Source organism: Paraburkholderia sp. RAU6.4a, from assembly GCF_050435625.1.
In the GTDB taxonomy this organism is placed as follows: domain Bacteria; phylum Pseudomonadota; class Gammaproteobacteria; order Burkholderiales; family Burkholderiaceae; genus Paraburkholderia; species Paraburkholderia tuberum.
In genome coordinates, this window is record NZ_JBNDKQ010000001.1 from 21121 (window position 1) to 35798 (window position 14678).

The window sequence follows — 14678 nt, forward strand, 5'->3', positions numbered from 1 at the left end:
ACACTCTTGCGAGGTTCACGATGGCCTGGAAACTTTGGAAGACCGAGAAGCGGTACGACGAGACGCGAAGCTGGCCGAGCGGCACGCATGAGTCGTTGAAGCAGCTTCTGGATATGTACCTGGGCAGCGACTCGCCACCGTTTGCGAACTGGGCCGCGCCTGGAATTACTTTTGCGCCCGAAGTCGAAACGCTCGCGCGAAACGGAGTCCGGGGGTATCAGCTTGCCCTCTGGTTGTGGCTTTTCGCCGAGAAGCACGGCACGATCGCGGCAAAAATGGTGCGTGAGTCTTTGTGCCTGCTCGCCGACGCCATGCAACCGTCGTCCGGCGACAAGATCGACTCGCTCCTCGACCTCGAAAACCGCCTCGCGCATTCTGTCGAGGACCTTTCCGCTCAACAGCGCACCTTCCGACTGGAGGGTCTGTCCGTCGAGCTACCCATGGAGTTTTTCCTCGCTACTGCTTTCCTCAGGCTCGCACCGGACTCGCCTTATGCCGGGAACGAAGGCACCGACCTGCAAGGCAACGACTTCAAACTGGCCGACTGTTTTGAGCATGCAACCGAAGAGGGGCTGGCGGTATTCCGGCCCATGATAGACGCGGTCGACTTCGACGCGAAATCGCTGCCCAACTGGAGATGGAGCGCTCATCCCGGCGCCGCCGAGCGACACCTGCAACGCCGCCACAAGAATCCCCTTTTCGCCCTTCATCGCCAGATGGTGACGGCTCACGAGGTCTATGAGGCACGGCTTGCCGACGCTCGGGCCATCGAGGACATCAGGACCGAGCTCAATGAGACTAGCCGGTCGTTCTCCGAGACGACCGAATTGCCCTTGAACTGGCAGCCCTTCCTCGAAGGATACCGGGACCACGTCGACAGGCTCGACGAACGCCGGCTCGTCGTTGGCGGACAGAGCACGTCGCTCGGCAATGCGATTGCAGCGTTGCGCGCCGACATACTTACGACCTGGCGCGCTGCGATTCACAGGAACCGGCACAGTCTCGCGACTCTGGAGCAGGAAGAAGCGAAACGGGCTGAGCGACGGACGCTGCTGTATGGATGCGAGTGGACGGCCCAGCTTTTGAGCCACGGGTCGCTGATCCCGGCGGAAGAGGTGGTTCCCGCCCTGCTAAGCGAGCCCCCCTCCGAGCTGGAAAAGGTGGTGACCGGTCTGCGGGGCGAACCGCGACTGCATGAGACGCTTGCGCAGTGTTGTGCAACTGCGCATCGGCTTGTGAACGAGCTTCGCGCGGCTGGCCATCAGCTTCCCGACATCGACGAGAAGCTTCGCATTCTGGATGGTGCGCCCGGCCAGTTGCCGGTCTGATCGTCTTCGAGGTGTGCCATGTCGCGTTACCTATTTGGATGCCACGCCCGACCCACAAAAGGCCACTTATGAACTCTTCCTCTCGTGACCCCGCATCTACGCTTTCAGAGTACCTGGAGCTTTCGCTAGACAAAGGAAAGAGCCTGATTTTTGTGCTCTCCCAAGGCGAAAATTGCGAAGTCTACCTTGGTGATCCTGGCGAGCCAGACGCGGACTGGACAAGCTGCGCGGCCATTCCGAACAAGCTGGTCCACGCGCTTCTGGAGACCACGCGGTCAGGATTCAACCAATTGGTCATTGAAGGACAGGCCTACCGCTTCGCTCGGACCTTCGCGCAAGTTGCCGAGCAGGGCGCTGTCGTCTTCACGCCTGCGTAGACGTTGTAGCCAATCACGTTGATGCATTTGATCATGGATGATCGTGACGATTTCCTTGTGCGCAACATGGCGTTCCGCGAGGTCGATCTGGCGGTCGAATGGGCCGCGGCAGAGGGGTGGAATCCGGGCCTCGACGACGCGAGGTGCTTCTGGAATGCAGACCCCAATGGCTTTTTCGTCGGTACCTGGCGCGGGGAGCCGGTGGCATGTATCTCGGCAGTCGCCTACGATGAGCGCTTCGGTTTCATTGGCCTCTACATCGTCAAGCCGGCGTTTCGCGCCAGGGGTTTCGGTCTGCGCACCTGGCAGCACGCGATGCGCTATCTGGGAGATCGTACGATTGGCCTAGATGGTGTCGTTGCCCAGCAGCAGAACTATAAAAAATCCGGCTTCCAGCTCGCCTATCGCAACATCCGCTTCCAGGGCGTCGTGCAAGCGGCGTCGACGCCAAACCTGACGAACGCGCGGGAGGTACCCTTCGCGCAACTGGTTGCCTACGACAGCGCATGTTTTTCGACCGCCCGTCCCCGCTTCCTGGCGGACTGGATCGCGCAGCCACAGGCGCTGGCCCTGGCGGATGTGCGCAACGCTCAGATAAGGGGGTACGGCGTGCTGCGCCGTTGCGGGACCGGCTACAAGATCGGTCCGCTCTTTGCCGACGACGCACGGATCGCCAACGATCTGTTCGACGGACTGGTCGTGAGCGTCGCAGGCGAAGTCATCGCGTTCGACGTCCCGGAGGTCAACGCGGCCGCCGTAGCGCTCGCTGAACGCTACGGCATGGTTAGCGCGTTCGAAACGGCGCGAATGTACACTCGCGCCCCGCCGGCCATTCCCGTGCAACGCGTGTTCGGGGTGAGTTCGTTCGAACTAGGTTGACTGCAAAGATCGAGCCGCTGGAAAAAACCGGCGGTGATGCGCCAGACCTCCACTACGATCCGAGCGGTCCGCCCCGAAAGGGAACGATCATCGCGGCGGTTTTTCACGAGCGCTGTCCTCGCGACATGAACGTCACTTTCGCGAGACCCACTTCTTCCTTTCCGGAACTTCGACGGTGGCGCCGACCGGTGTGAACGGTGCTTGAAAATGATCGACGAGGAAGTCGATGAAGGCGCGCGCCCGCGCGGTCTGATTGCGCTGTCTGGGGTAATAGACGAACAGGTCCGCGGACGGCAGCACGGTATTCGGCAGCACCAGCTTAAGGCGCCCGCTCTGTACATACTTGGCCAGATCCCATTCAGAGCGAATCAGAATCCCATGACCGTCGAGCGCCCACCGAAGGACAATGTCGCCGTCATTGCTCGATAGCGCGCCTTTCACCTTGATCGCCTCGATGTGGTCGTTCACGATGTAGCGCCACACGCCATAAGCGTCATCGTTCTGCCGATGAATGATGCAGCGATGCTGGTGCAGGTCCTCCACCCGCTCGGGCGTTCCAAAACGTTCCAGATATTTCGGGGACGCGCAAAGAAAGCGGCGATTGCTCATGATGCGCCTCGCGCTCAGACGACTGTCGGGTAGCTCGCCGAACCGTATCGCCATGTCGAAGGCCCCTTCGACGAGATCGACCGGCCGGTCTGTCACCTCGAACTGAACTTCGACATTCGGAAAACGCTTTGCGAAGTCGGAGACGAGCGGCGCGATCGTGGTCCTGCCAAAACCGAGCGTCGCGTTGATGCGCAACGGCCCATGCGGATCTCGTCCGGCGCCGGATATGGCCTCCTCCATCTCGCGGACCTGCCCGACGATCTGGGACGCGTAGCGCAGATAGGTCTCGCCCTCGGGCGTCAGGCTGACGCTGCGCGTGGTCCGGTTGACCAGACGCGCGCCGAGCCGCTGCTCGATGATCCCCAGCCGCTTGGTCGCCGCTGGCGGACTCAGATCGAGCGCCCGGGCGGCGCCGGACATGCTCCTGAGTTTCGCCAGGAGAATGAAGAACTCAAAGTCGGATGCGGGGGCAGTACTCACTTTTGGTGAAATATGTAGTGAACGTAAGTGAATTCTAGCAAGCTCTTTCGCGGCTAAGCTATTCACCACATTGAAGCCGGTGTGGCTCAATAACTGTTCAAATCTCTGGAGACAGTGGCGTGAGAATCGTTGAAATCCGCGAAAAAACCGTTCCGATCAGTTCCCCGATCCGGAACGCCTATATCGACTTCAGCAAAATGACCTTGAGTCTCGTCGCGGTCGTCACGGACGTCATTCGCGACGGCAAGCCGGTGATCGGCTACGGCTTCAACTCGAACGGCCGTTACGGTCAGGGCAAGCTGATGCGCGAGCGCTTCATCCCGCGCCTGCTCGAGGCCGCCCCTGCCTCGCTGGTCGACGACTCCGGCGACAACCTCGATCCCCACAAGATCTGGGCGACGATGTTCATCAACGAGAAGCCCGGTGGCCACGGTGAGCGGTCCGTCGCCATCGGCACGATCGACATGGCCGTCTGGGACGCGGTGGCGAAAATCGCGGGCAAACCGCTGTTTCAGCTCCTCGCGCAACGGTACGGCAATGGCGAGGCCAACCGCAAGATCTTCGTCTACGCGGCGGGCGGCTACTACTATCCGGGCCAGGACCACGAAAAGCTCAAGGATGAGATGCGCAGCTACATCGACCGGGGATACACGGTCGTGAAGAAGAAAATCGGCGGTGCCTCGCTCGACGAAGACCTGCGACGCATCGACTCGATCCTCAGCGTGCTGCAGGACGGCCAGAAGCTCGCGGTCGATGCCAATGGCCGCTTCGACCTCGATACGGCGATCAGGTATGCGAAGGCCCTGTCGCAGTACGACCTGTTCTGGTACGAAGAGGCGGGCGACCCGCTCGACTTCGAGTTGCAGGCGACACTGCGCAACTACTATGACAAGCCGATGGCAACTGGCGAAAACCTGTTCTCGATGCAGGATGCTCGCAACCTGATCCGCTACGGCGGCATGCGTCCCGATCGCGACTGGCTGCAATTCGATTGCGCGTTGAGCTATGGGCTCGTTGAATATCTGCGAACGCTCGACATGCTGCATCAGCATGGCTGGTCGCGCAGCCGTTGTATTCCCCACGGCGGGCACCAGATGTCGCTGAACATCGCGGCGGGCCTCGGACTTGGCGGCAACGAATCGTACCCGGACCTGTTCCAGCCATACGGCGGCTTCCCCGACGGCGTTCGTGTCGATAACGGATACATCACGATGCCGGAGCTGCCCGGCATCGGCTTCGAAGGCAAATCCGACCTCATCGCCGAGATGCGCAAGTTGGCTGAATAACGCGCGCGCGCAACGGCACCGACCAATATTCCCGGTTGAATGGCTCATATAAAGACGGAACGAAGCCGGCTCAATGCGGCCTTTCCACGCTGCTGCGTGGGAGGGCCGCATTTTCCCTTTGAAGACGCCACGCACAGGAGACAAACATGCCAGTATCGAAAGTAAGAAGAGCACTTTCCAAGCTGTACGTTCAGGTCCTCATCGGGATCGTGGCCGGTGTCCTGCTCGGCCACTTCTACCCCGAGCTCGCCTCGCAGATGAAACCGCTGGGCGACCTGTTCATCAAGCTGATCCGGATGCTGCTTGCACCGATCATCTTTGCATCGGTCGTGGTCGGGATTGCGCGCATGAACGACCTTCATCAAGCGGGCCGGGTTGGCGTGAAAGCCCTCCTGTATTTCGAACTGGCGTCGACCATTGCCCTCATAGCGGGAATGGTGGTCGTCAATGTCATCAAACCCGGCAGCGGAATGAACATCGATCCCTCGCAGATCGATGCCGCTGCGATTTCGACCTACACGCACGCGGCGCAGCAACACGGCATGCTCGACTTCTTCATGAGCATCGTTCCGAATAGCATCGTCGGGGCATTCGCCAAAGGCGAGATGCTTCCCATCATTTTCTTTTCAGTCCTGCTCGCCATCTCGCTGGCAAAGCTCGGACCTCGTGCCGCGCCATTCGTCGACATGCTCGACATGTTCCTTCAAGGAATGTTCGGCGTCGTGCGAATCGTCATGTACGTTGCTCCGATCGGCGCGTTCGGGGGCATGGCCTTCACCATCGGCAAATACGGCATCGGCACCTTGGCATCGTTCGGCGAGTTGATGCTTTGTCTGTATCTGACTTCGTTCTTTTTCGTGTTCGTCGTGCTCGGCCTCGTCATGAAAATGTGCGGGCTATCGCTGTGGAAGTTTCTCCGCTACATCAGGGACGAGATTCTGATTACGCTCGGCACGGCGTCGACGGAAGCGGTGTTGCCGCAGATGCTGATCAAGATGGAGGCGATGGGCTGCGCTCGCCCAGTGGTCGGCATGGTCTTGCCCACCGGCTACACGTTCAATGCCGATGGAACGGCGATCTATCTGACGATGGCGGCCTTGTTCATCGCCCAGGCGATGAACGTCCACCTGAGCATCTGGGACCAGTTGCTCGTGCTCGGCGTACTGCTGCTCACGTCGAAGGGTTCTGCGGGTGTGGCCGGGGCGGGATTCGTCGCACTGGCCGCGACGCTCGCCTCGATGCACAAGATTCCCGTGGAAGGCCTCGTGCTGCTGCTCGGCGTGGACCGCTTTCTCAACGAGGCGCGCGCAGTCACGAACCTGATCGGCAATGGCGTTGCCACCGTCGTCGTCGCTCGCTGGGAGGGGCAACTCGACAGGAACCTGGCGCGCGCGGTGCTGGATCGCGACAATACGCCTCACTTCCACACACCTGGTCCTGCCGCGCAACCGGCGATCCCGCCGGCACCGACGACCGAAGCCGCCGCGCTTCTCGACGGCTCGCCGAATCATCAATAGAACTGAACTTTTCCGGGTGGGTGCCGTTAATGCAGAAATATCTCACTCCACCGAATTCAGCATGAAACTGACCATCAAGTTCCGTCTTCTCGCCACACTCACCTTGCTCGGGTTCCTGCTGACCGTGACCGGCGTGCTGGGGATCGCCGGCATGCGTGGTTCGAACCATGCCGTTGCGAAGGCGTACACCAACGACGTGGCTGCCGCAACCGCGCTCGGCAAGTCCAACCTGAACCTGACGGTAGTGCGTACCACGCTCGACCGCGTGCTGCTGCACCCGGAAGCAGCGGACAGAGCCGCGCTCATCGATAAGGCCCGCAACTATCTTGCGGTCTCCGACAAGGCCTGGAAAGAGTACCGCGCACTGCCCGTTTCCGAGGCCGAGGCGGCCTTGTCGAAGGCCGTGGCCGACGCCCGGGAAGCGATGCTGCATGGCGCACTCGAACCGATGATGGACGCGATGAGCCGTGGCGACCATGAAGCCGCCGACCACGATGCGATGGTCGTGATGCCACCGCTGTCGGCGGCTCTCACGCAGAAAACCGCGAATCTGGACAAGTTTCGCAACGAGCAGGGCAATGTGCGTTACAAGACGGCACAGGACCGCTATGACACCCTCGTGACAATTACCGGAATCGCGATCGCCGTCGGTCTTCTGACCTGCGTCACCTGCGGTTTCACGCTGCTTCGCGCAATCGCGCGCCCGATCGATATGACGGTGCGCCATGTCGAGCGACTCGCTCAGGGTGACATGTCGCAGCAATTGCGCTTCGACAGTGATGACGAAATGGGTCGCCTCGTCAGAAGCGTCGGGCAGATGCAGAAGGACATCGGCACGATGATCGAACAGATTGCGCGCGGCAGCGAGTCGATCGCATCCGCGACCCAGCAGATCTCGGCCGGCAACGCGGACCTGTCGGCGCGCACCGAGACGCAGGCGGCGTCCATCGAGGAAACGGCGGCGAGCATGGAGCAACTCACCAATGCCGTTACGGAGAACGCCGCGCACGCGCGTGAAGCGCGCGAGCTGGCCGACGCGACGAAGACGACGGCCGGTGCGGGTGCGGACGTGGTGCGTCAGGTCATCGCCGCGATGACCGACATTCACGACGGTGCGAAGAGGATGGGCGAGATCATTGGCGTGATCGAAGGCATCGCCTTTCAAACCAACATCCTTGCGTTGAATGCGGCTGTCGAGGCTGCTCGCGCCGGAGAGGAAGGACGTGGCTTTGCCGTCGTCGCTGGCGAGGTGCGCAATCTCGCCCAGCGCTCAGCGACAGCGGCGAAGGAAATCAAGGAGCTTATCGACGCCTCGACAGCCCGCGTCGCGGACGGTTCGCGCCTGGTCGGTCGGGCCGGTGAGAGCATGGGCGAAGTACAGACGGCCGTCAGCCGCGTCACGTCGATCATGAGCGACATCGCGACGGCCTCGGCCGAACAGAGCGATGGCATCGAGGAAGTCAATCGGGCGATTACGCAGATGGACCAGATGTCGCAGCAAAATGCCGCGCTGGTCGAGCAGGCAGCCGCCGCGGCCGCGTCGCTGACCGAGCAGACCGGTCTGTTGACGAAGGCGGCGGGTCGATTTCGCTTTGCGTCCCTGTCCTGATGCGGCGCTATGGGCTCGCCTGCCGCTGCGGGCCTTAGCTGCGCGCGTCGCCGGAGGTCGTGGCGTCGGGCTCACCGGTAGGCGCTGCCTCGAGAAAGCCGCGCCCCATCTCAGCCTCGAAGCGCGAAGCGCTGCCCTCCCAGATGATGCGTGCATGTTCGAGCACGTAGACACGGTCCGCATGCGGCAGCGCAAACCTGACGTTCTGCTCGCCCAGCAGTACGGTAATGGGCGTGGACTTTTGCAGCGAATCCAGCGCTTTCGACAATTGCTCGAGAATCACGGGCGCGAGCCCCCAGTGTCGGTTCGTCGAGAATCAGCAGCTTCGGCTGGGTCATCAGCGCGCGCGCGATCGCGAGCATTTGCTGCTCGCCGCCGGAAAGCGTGCGCGCGGTTTGGCCCTGGCGCGATTTGAGGATCGGAAAGAGATCGAACAGCCACGACAGCTGTTTGGCGCGCACCGTATCGGCGAGATGATATCCGCCGAGTTCGAGATTCTCGCGTACCGTCATGTCGCCGAATAGCTCGCGCGTTTCCGGGCATTGCACGAGGCCGGCGCGCGAGATCGCGGCACCGCTGCTGCCGCGCAGATCGCGCCCGTCGAAGCGAATCGTCCCCTTGTACGGCACGAGGCCCGAGAGCGCGTTGAAAAGCGTCGTCTTGCCCGCGCCGTTCAGACCGACAACCGATACGAACTCGCCCTCGCGCACCTGCAGACTGACGTCGTCGAGTGCGCACGCCTTGTCGTATAGCACACGCACACCGGTCACCTCGAGGATCGTGGGCCTGGCAATGCCCGCGGCTCCGGTGCGCTGGCGCAACTCCAGCTTGCTGCCCAGATAGACCCGGCGCACTGTCTCGTTCTGCATCACTTGTTCGGCGGTGCCCTCGGCGACATGCTCGCCAAGGTACATCGCGAGCACGCGGTCGGCGAGCGCGGACAGACTTTTGACGTTGTGATCGACCAGCAGCACCGCGCGGCCTTCGGCGCGAAAGCCGCGAATCAGCTCGGAAAACGCCTCCGATTCGGCCACCGTCAGTCCCGCGAACGGCTCGTCCACGAGCACGACCTGCGGGTCGCGCGCGATCGCTTTGGCCATCTCCATGCGGCGCAGATCCGCAAATGGCAGTGTCGCGGGATGCCGATGCATGACGGCGGCAAGGCCCACACGCGAGGCAATTTCCTGCGCGCGCTGGTGCACGTGCGGTTCGGCGGCCAGCTTGACGAGCGAATCAGGAAGCAGCGCGAGCTTGATGTGTTCCAGCACCGTCTGCCGATGGAGCGGCCGCGAATGCTGAAACACGATGCCCACGCCCGCGCGCGCGATCCGGTGCGGCGCCCAGCCGGCCATCTCCACGCCATTCACCTTGACCGACCCCGCGTTGGGCCGCTCGATGCCCATGATCAGCTTCATGACGGTGGACTTGCCCGAGCCGTTTGGTCCGATCAGGCCAAGAATCTCGCCGGGCCGGATGTCGAAGCCGATATCCTTCACGGCGACGAGACCGCCGAAGCGCTTGGTCAGTCCGCGTACGGAGAGCAGCGGCGTGTCGCTCATTGGCGCTCCCTCGCACGCAGCAGATTGCCGAGCAGACCGTCTGGAAAGAACAGCAGCGCCGCCAGTGCGACCGCCGCGACGACGAATGTGTTGAGCTGGCCGAGCGGGCGCAGAAATTCGCCGGCGACGATCAGGAAGATCGAGCCGAGCACCGCGCCGAGTATCGTGCGGCGTCCGCCGAGCACGGCCGCGATGATGATCTGTACTCCCACGCTGAGATCCACCACCGTGCTCACGGAGGCCGTGCCCTGGTAGAACACCAGCATCGCGCCGGCCACGCCGGAAAAAACGGCGCTGATGCAAAAGGCCACGAGCTTGTGTCGCGTGACATTGAAACCCAGCGCCTGCGCGCCGGTCGCGTCCTGGCCGCTTGCCTGCAGGATCAGACCGACGGCCGAACGCGACAGGCCGAACAGCAGGACGGCGCAAACGATCAGGAACGCGAGCGCGATCCAGTAGTTATGGTTCGCGTCGACCGACATCACGTCCGGCACCATCATGCCGATCTCGCCGCCAGTTATGCCCGCAAAGATCACGATGGCGTTCTGCAGCAGCAGCACGGCCACGAGCGTAACCAGCCCGAAGTAAGGACCGCGCAACCGCAGCGCGGGCACCGCCAGCAGCAGGCCGCCCACCAGCGCGACGCCGCCGCCAGCGAGCACGCAAACGGGTATCGGCAGACCCCATCTGGCGTCGAGGATCGCGGCCGAATAGGCGCCGAGTCCGATCAGGAACGTCGGCCCGAAGTTGACCTCGCCGGCAAAGCCGAACAACAGGTCCCACGACATGGCGAACACGCCGAAGTAATACGCAACCGTGAGCACGCCGAGGATGTAGCCCGAAAGCCACCACGGCAACGTCGCCGCCATCGCGGCGAGCGCAACGGCGATCCATGCGCCACGCGAACGGAGAAGAACGGACATGGGGGTACGCTCCATTCGCACTGTTAGCGGCGTCCCAGGAAGCCCTGGGGTCTTACATACACCACGAGCACCAGCAGCAGCAACGCGGGCAGCGGCCGCAGGGTCGGCGCGATCAGATAGGCCGTAATGGTTTCCAGATAACCGACGACATACGCGGCCATCAGCGAACCGGACACGCTGCCGAGCCCGCCCAGCACCACAATGGAGAATGCGCTGGCCGTGAGCTGCCCCGCATTGTTGGTGCTCACGCCGAGGAACGAAGCGAGCAGCACGCCCGCGATACCGGCCAGCACCCCATAGATGCTCCACGCGAGAAGATAGATTCGGGAGAGTTCGAAACCGAGCAGCGTGAGACCACGAGGGTTCATCGAAGCCGCGAGCAGCGCCTTGCCTGCGCGCGTGCGGTTCACGAACAGCCACAACATGCCGATCACGGCCCAGCAGACCGCCGCGATCATGATTTCGTTGAACGGCACGCGCACGCTGCCGACCATCGCCACACCGCTGATCAGCGGGCGCATCGTCACCGGGTTGTCGGTGAAGAGCCACGCCATGCCCTGCTGGATCATGATGCCCCACAGCAGCGTGCCGGTGAGCACGAAGATTTCCTTCTCTTCGCCGGGAATCGCGGCCGAGCGTTGAATGGGCCGCACCACCATCAGGTAGGTGACGAAGGCCGTCAAGAGACCCGCCAACACGCCGAGCAGCGTGCCGAGATAGGTGCCAAGTCCCGCCTCGCCCGCGAGCATCCAGCCCATCAGCGCCGCGACCAGCATCACGCCGCCGTGCGCGAGATTCAAGATGCCGGAGACGCCGAAGATCAACGTGAAACCGATCGCGCCCAGCGCGTAGAGGGAACTGATCGCAAAGCCGTCGACGAGAATCTGCAGTAGCAACATGCCCGGCCTTTCATGTTGGTTAAGGTGTCGATGCGTGCGCTGTCCGGGCCTTCGCTACGCGCGGGTCCGGACAGTCGCGATCGTCGCGCTGCTAGTTCGCGCTTGCCTGCTGCACCTTCATGAAGGTCGGGAATTTGACCACGCCGTTGGCAATCGACTTGGGCCAGATCGCAACCTGCTTGCCGTTTTGCCATTGCAGGTCGATGCCCGTGATATAGCCGGGCCCGTACTTCAGCGCGTGCGTGAACTGATCGCTCTTGCCGTAGAACTGCCAGCGTCCGATCGTGCCCACGTAGTCGGTTTTCTCGAGTGCGTCGACCATCTGGTCCGGATCGGTCGAGCCCTTGTTGCGCTTGATCGCGTCCGCGAGGATGTAGACGAGGTCGTAGCTCGTGAAGCCGCAATACGCCGGAGAAACGCCGAACTTCTTCTGATACTCATCCGTAAAAGGTACCGTTTTCGGCGTGATCGCCACGCCCGGCGCCGCGGCCGAGGCCGTGATCACGCCTTCCGTCGCGCCGTTCGTGTCCTTCCAGAAGCTCGTGGTCGTGGCCTGCGAGCTTTGGCCCGACATCGGGATCGGCACCTGCTGGTCGTGCCATTGCACGGTCGGCTGCACGCCAACGTGGCTGATGCCGGTGGTGATCGTATCGGGGTGCTTCGCCTCGATCTGGTTGAAGATCGGCGTGAAGTCGGAAGTGTCAGGATTGAAGCGGATGTGATCGAGCACCTGAAGTCCCGCTTTGGGCAGGCATTCGAGGTAGCGTTCGTCGAGCGGCTTGGTCCACGCCGCGTCCTCGCTCATGACGACCGTCGTTTTCATCTTGAACTGGCCGACCAGAACGTCGTGTGAGAAGTCGCAGATGGACTGTGCGATGAACGCCGACGTCATCCAGCCGTGGAACGTGTACTTGTAGTGGTCGTAGTCGTCGTGAACGTGCTTCGAGATGTCGTTGCTAGCCGCGCCGGGCGTAATGAAGGGCATCTTCAGGCGTCCCGACCACGGTTCCATCGCGAGCGCCACTTCGCTGATGTAGCTGCCGATCACAGCGACTACCTTGTCCTGAGTCGCCGCGCGCTGGAAGGCGCGCACGCCGTCCGAAGCCGATGAATGGTCGTCGTACGCGACGATCTGGATGGGCCGGCCATCGACGCCACCGCTGGCGTTGATCTGGTCCGCGGCGAGTTGCGCCGCCTTGCTGATCGAAGCGCCCGCCACCGAGGATTCTTCGCTGATCACGCCAATCTTGATCGGCTCTGCCGCCGCGTGGGCGCCTGCCGGCAGAGCCAGGCCCGCCGCTACCATCCCCGTCGCGACGACGCAATGAAAGTTTCGCCACACACTGTTACTGGACATCATGCATCTCCGATTCGAAAGGATCGTTGAGCAACATTTGCCCGCCACATCGCAGCATTTGAAGAATGCGCACACAACAATATTCACGGGACTCGCAGCGCTCAATCGGTACAAACGATGACCGGGTCCCTACGGATTTCATGGTGCAGAGCGGAAAAAATTTTGCCGCCCGCGCCACCGGACGCGGTTTGTCCATAGTGAGAGCGATGGCTATGGACCGCGAGACTAGCGGCCTTCATCCTCTCGCTCATTCGTGATCCGAAGCATTGTGGCCGCATCGCTTTGCGGGGTTGGTGCGGCGGTTCAATGGACCAACCCGCGCCATGATCAGCCGAGGGCGGTCGCGGCGCGGAAACGGACCACGCGGCAAGCGTGCCTGCGTGCGGGTCCGAACACTACCCGGCAACCTTGCTTGCTGACACATGTACGTCATGCTAGGTTGCTGCAATTCCCGCTGCCGCATCTGGCATCTATTTTTCGCAACGCTGCGCGCGATCAAAAAAAAGCGGGGTGGGTTGCTCTGGACTCATCGTACGCGTACGCCTTTCCCCTGGAGGAATTCAAGAGCCATGGCTTCAATGATCCAGCGGACGACCCTGTTCGCCTGCCTGCGCGCGGCTTGCGTCGCGGCTTGCCTGTCGATCGCCGCCCTTGGTGCCCATGCCGCGGATCTCGTGATCGCAGGCCGGGACGACATCTACGGCCGCGGACTCGCGCAGGCGGTGGACGGCTACAAGAAACAGCACCCGGGCGTCGATATCGAGTTGCTGAAGCTGCCGAACAACGACCTGTATCAGAAACTGAAGCTGTCATTACGCGAAAACACGCGCGCCTATGACCTGGTGATGATGGACGACACCTGGTCCCCCGAATTCATCGCCAACGGATGGCTTCAGCCGCTGCCCGCCACGCTCGCGGATGCCGACATGGTGACGTCCACGATCTCCCTCGGACGCACGTCGACGGGAACCTTGTACGCGATGCCGATCGTCGGCAATGTCGAGATGTTCGCTTATCGCAAGGATCTGCTCGCGAGTCGCGGCCTGCAGCCGCCGCGCAGTTGGGACGACGTGCTGAAGATCGCGCAGACCATCGGCACAGCCGACAAGGACGTCTCGGGTGTCGTGTTTCGCGGCGTGAAGGGTAACCCTGTCGTCACCGGTTTTCTGCCGATCCTTTGGGCCTATGGCGGAGATGTCGTCGACACCAACGGCAAGGTCACGATCGATTCGCCCGAAGCGCTGGCCGCGCTGAAGATGCTGCTCGCCCTGAAGAAGTGGGCGCCGAAGGACGTCGACGTATATGGCGCCGGTGAAGTGCGAGACGCCCTGCAAGGCGGCACGGCCGCGCAGGCCATCGAAGTGTGGCCCGCCTGGCTGCCCGCGCTCGACGATCCGGCGAAGTCGCGCGTCGTCGGCCAGGTCGCGCTGCAACCGCCGCCCGGTCAGGTCAAAGGGCCGGCGCCGATGCTCGGCATCTGGCAAATGGGTATTGCGAAAGATGCGGCACATGCGAAAGTGGCGGCGGATTTCCTCGCCTATCTGACTTCGTCGGCCACGCAAACACAACTGGCCGTGCTCGGCATTCCGCCGACGCGCAAGAGCGTCTTCGTCAATCCGACGCTCGTCAAGCAGTATCGCTGGTACCCGGACCAGCTGAAGGCGCTCGAAGCGGGCCGTGCGCGGCCTCGCGTGAAAGACTGGCAGCAGATCGAGGCGATTCTCGGCGACGCGTTGCAACTCGCGCTGACGGGGCAGGCCGCGCCCGACGCAGCCTTGCATCAGGCGGCGCAGAAGATCGCCCAGGCCAACGCCGCATTGCAGTGAAAGCGGCGGTGACAGCGCAGACAAGCGTG

The 14678-nt window shown here is 62.4% G+C and carries 11 protein-coding genes and 1 pseudogene; 7 read left to right on the forward strand and 5 right to left on the reverse strand.

The features are described 5' to 3' along the window. Positions 1 to 20 precede the first annotated feature (20 nt). The 3 genes from OKW40_RS00085 (at position 21) to OKW40_RS00095 (ending at position 2584) form a co-directional block, all read left to right on the forward strand. Positions 21 to 1328: a tryptophan leader peptide gene (locus OKW40_RS00085; RefSeq protein ID WP_429487541.1), complete on the forward strand. Its 1308-nt coding sequence runs from the start codon at positions 21 to 23 to the stop codon at positions 1326 to 1328. 68 nt (positions 1329 to 1396) lie between these two features. Further along, complete coding sequence (locus tag OKW40_RS00090) at positions 1397 to 1705, forward strand: hypothetical protein (protein WP_429354354.1); 309 nt, start codon at positions 1397 to 1399, stop codon at positions 1703 to 1705. A 33-nt stretch (positions 1706 to 1738) separates the two neighbouring features. Next, entirely contained in the window at positions 1739 to 2584 is an 846-nt protein-coding gene (locus tag OKW40_RS00095; RefSeq protein WP_429487543.1) for a GNAT family N-acetyltransferase, read from the forward strand. 132 nt (positions 2585 to 2716) lie between these two features. Here OKW40_RS00095 and OKW40_RS00100 read toward each other — a convergent pair whose 3' ends face one another. Then, a complete protein-coding gene (locus OKW40_RS00100) occupies positions 2717 to 3613 on the reverse strand; it encodes a LysR substrate-binding domain-containing protein (RefSeq protein ID WP_429488446.1) in 897 nt (298 codons plus the stop codon). 179 nt (positions 3614 to 3792) lie between these two features. Between OKW40_RS00100 and OKW40_RS00105 the strand changes: the two genes are divergently transcribed. The 3 genes from OKW40_RS00105 to OKW40_RS00115 all read left to right on the forward strand — a co-directional run bounded on the left by OKW40_RS00105 (position 3793) and on the right by OKW40_RS00115 (position 8085). Further along, a complete protein-coding gene (locus OKW40_RS00105; RefSeq protein WP_184068557.1) occupies positions 3793 to 4959 on the forward strand; it encodes a mandelate racemase/muconate lactonizing enzyme family protein in 1167 nt (388 codons plus the stop codon). 146 nt (positions 4960 to 5105) lie between these two features. Then, positions 5106 to 6476 carry a dicarboxylate/amino acid:cation symporter gene (locus OKW40_RS00110; RefSeq protein ID WP_184067944.1) on the forward strand — a complete coding sequence of 457 codons (1371 nt, stop codon included), beginning with the start codon at positions 5106 to 5108 and terminating at the stop codon, positions 6474 to 6476. A 61-nt stretch (positions 6477 to 6537) separates the two neighbouring features. Continuing rightward, positions 6538 to 8085, forward strand: a complete 1548-nt coding sequence (locus OKW40_RS00115; RefSeq protein WP_429487544.1) for a methyl-accepting chemotaxis protein — start codon at positions 6538 to 6540, stop codon at positions 8083 to 8085. Positions 8086 to 8119: 34 nt separating this feature from the next. Here the strand turns inward: OKW40_RS00115 and OKW40_RS00120 are convergent. The 4 genes and pseudogenes from OKW40_RS00120 to OKW40_RS00135 form a co-directional block, all read right to left on the reverse strand. Continuing rightward, positions 8120 to 9644 (reverse strand): annotated as a pseudogene (locus tag OKW40_RS00120) (ATP-binding cassette domain-containing protein). Next, positions 9641 to 10567: a branched-chain amino acid ABC transporter permease gene (locus OKW40_RS00125; RefSeq protein ID WP_429487546.1), complete on the reverse strand. Its 927-nt coding sequence runs from the start codon at positions 10565 to 10567 to the stop codon at positions 9641 to 9643. The pseudogene OKW40_RS00120 and the gene OKW40_RS00125 overlap by 4 nt, the downstream one beginning before the upstream one ends. A 23-nt stretch (positions 10568 to 10590) precedes the next feature. Beyond that, the gene (locus OKW40_RS00130) at positions 10591 to 11466 is read right to left on the reverse strand and encodes a branched-chain amino acid ABC transporter permease (RefSeq protein ID WP_429487548.1); all 876 of its coding nucleotides are present in this window, start codon (positions 11464 to 11466) and stop codon (positions 10591 to 10593) included. Positions 11467 to 11557: 91 nt separating this feature from the next. Then, entirely contained in the window at positions 11558 to 12823 is a 1266-nt protein-coding gene (locus OKW40_RS00135; protein WP_429354347.1) for an ABC transporter substrate-binding protein, read from the reverse strand. Between the two features lie 569 nt (positions 12824 to 13392). Here OKW40_RS00135 and OKW40_RS00140 point away from each other — a divergent pair. Beyond that, complete coding sequence (locus OKW40_RS00140) at positions 13393 to 14649, forward strand: ABC transporter substrate-binding protein (RefSeq protein ID WP_429487550.1); 1257 nt, start codon at positions 13393 to 13395, stop codon at positions 14647 to 14649. Positions 14650 to 14678 lie beyond the last annotated feature (29 nt).

Excerpts from the sequence above, each read along its gene's own strand:
- OKW40_RS00085 (WP_429487541.1), top strand. The coding sequence starts at position 21 with ATGGCCTGGAAACTTTGGAAGACCGAGAAGCGGTACGACGAGACGCGA.
- OKW40_RS00090 (WP_429354354.1), top strand. The coding sequence starts at position 1,397 with ATGAACTCTTCCTCTCGTGACCCCGCATCTACGCTTTCAGAGTACCTG.
- OKW40_RS00095 (WP_429487543.1), top strand. The coding sequence starts at position 1,739 with ATGGATGATCGTGACGATTTCCTTGTGCGCAACATGGCGTTCCGCGAG.
- OKW40_RS00100 (WP_429488446.1), bottom strand. The coding sequence starts at position 3,613 with ATGTCCGGCGCCGCCCGGGCGCTCGATCTGAGTCCGCCAGCGGCGACC.
- OKW40_RS00110 (WP_184067944.1), top strand. The coding sequence starts at position 5,106 with ATGCCAGTATCGAAAGTAAGAAGAGCACTTTCCAAGCTGTACGTTCAG.
- OKW40_RS00115 (WP_429487544.1), top strand. The coding sequence starts at position 6,538 with ATGAAACTGACCATCAAGTTCCGTCTTCTCGCCACACTCACCTTGCTC.
- OKW40_RS00125 (WP_429487546.1), bottom strand. The coding sequence starts at position 10,567 with ATGTCCGTTCTTCTCCGTTCGCGTGGCGCATGGATCGCCGTTGCGCTC.
- OKW40_RS00130 (WP_429487548.1), bottom strand. The coding sequence starts at position 11,466 with ATGTTGCTACTGCAGATTCTCGTCGACGGCTTTGCGATCAGTTCCCTC.
- OKW40_RS00135 (WP_429354347.1), bottom strand. The coding sequence starts at position 12,823 with ATGTCCAGTAACAGTGTGTGGCGAAACTTTCATTGCGTCGTCGCGACG.
- OKW40_RS00140 (WP_429487550.1), top strand. The coding sequence starts at position 13,393 with ATGGCTTCAATGATCCAGCGGACGACCCTGTTCGCCTGCCTGCGCGCG.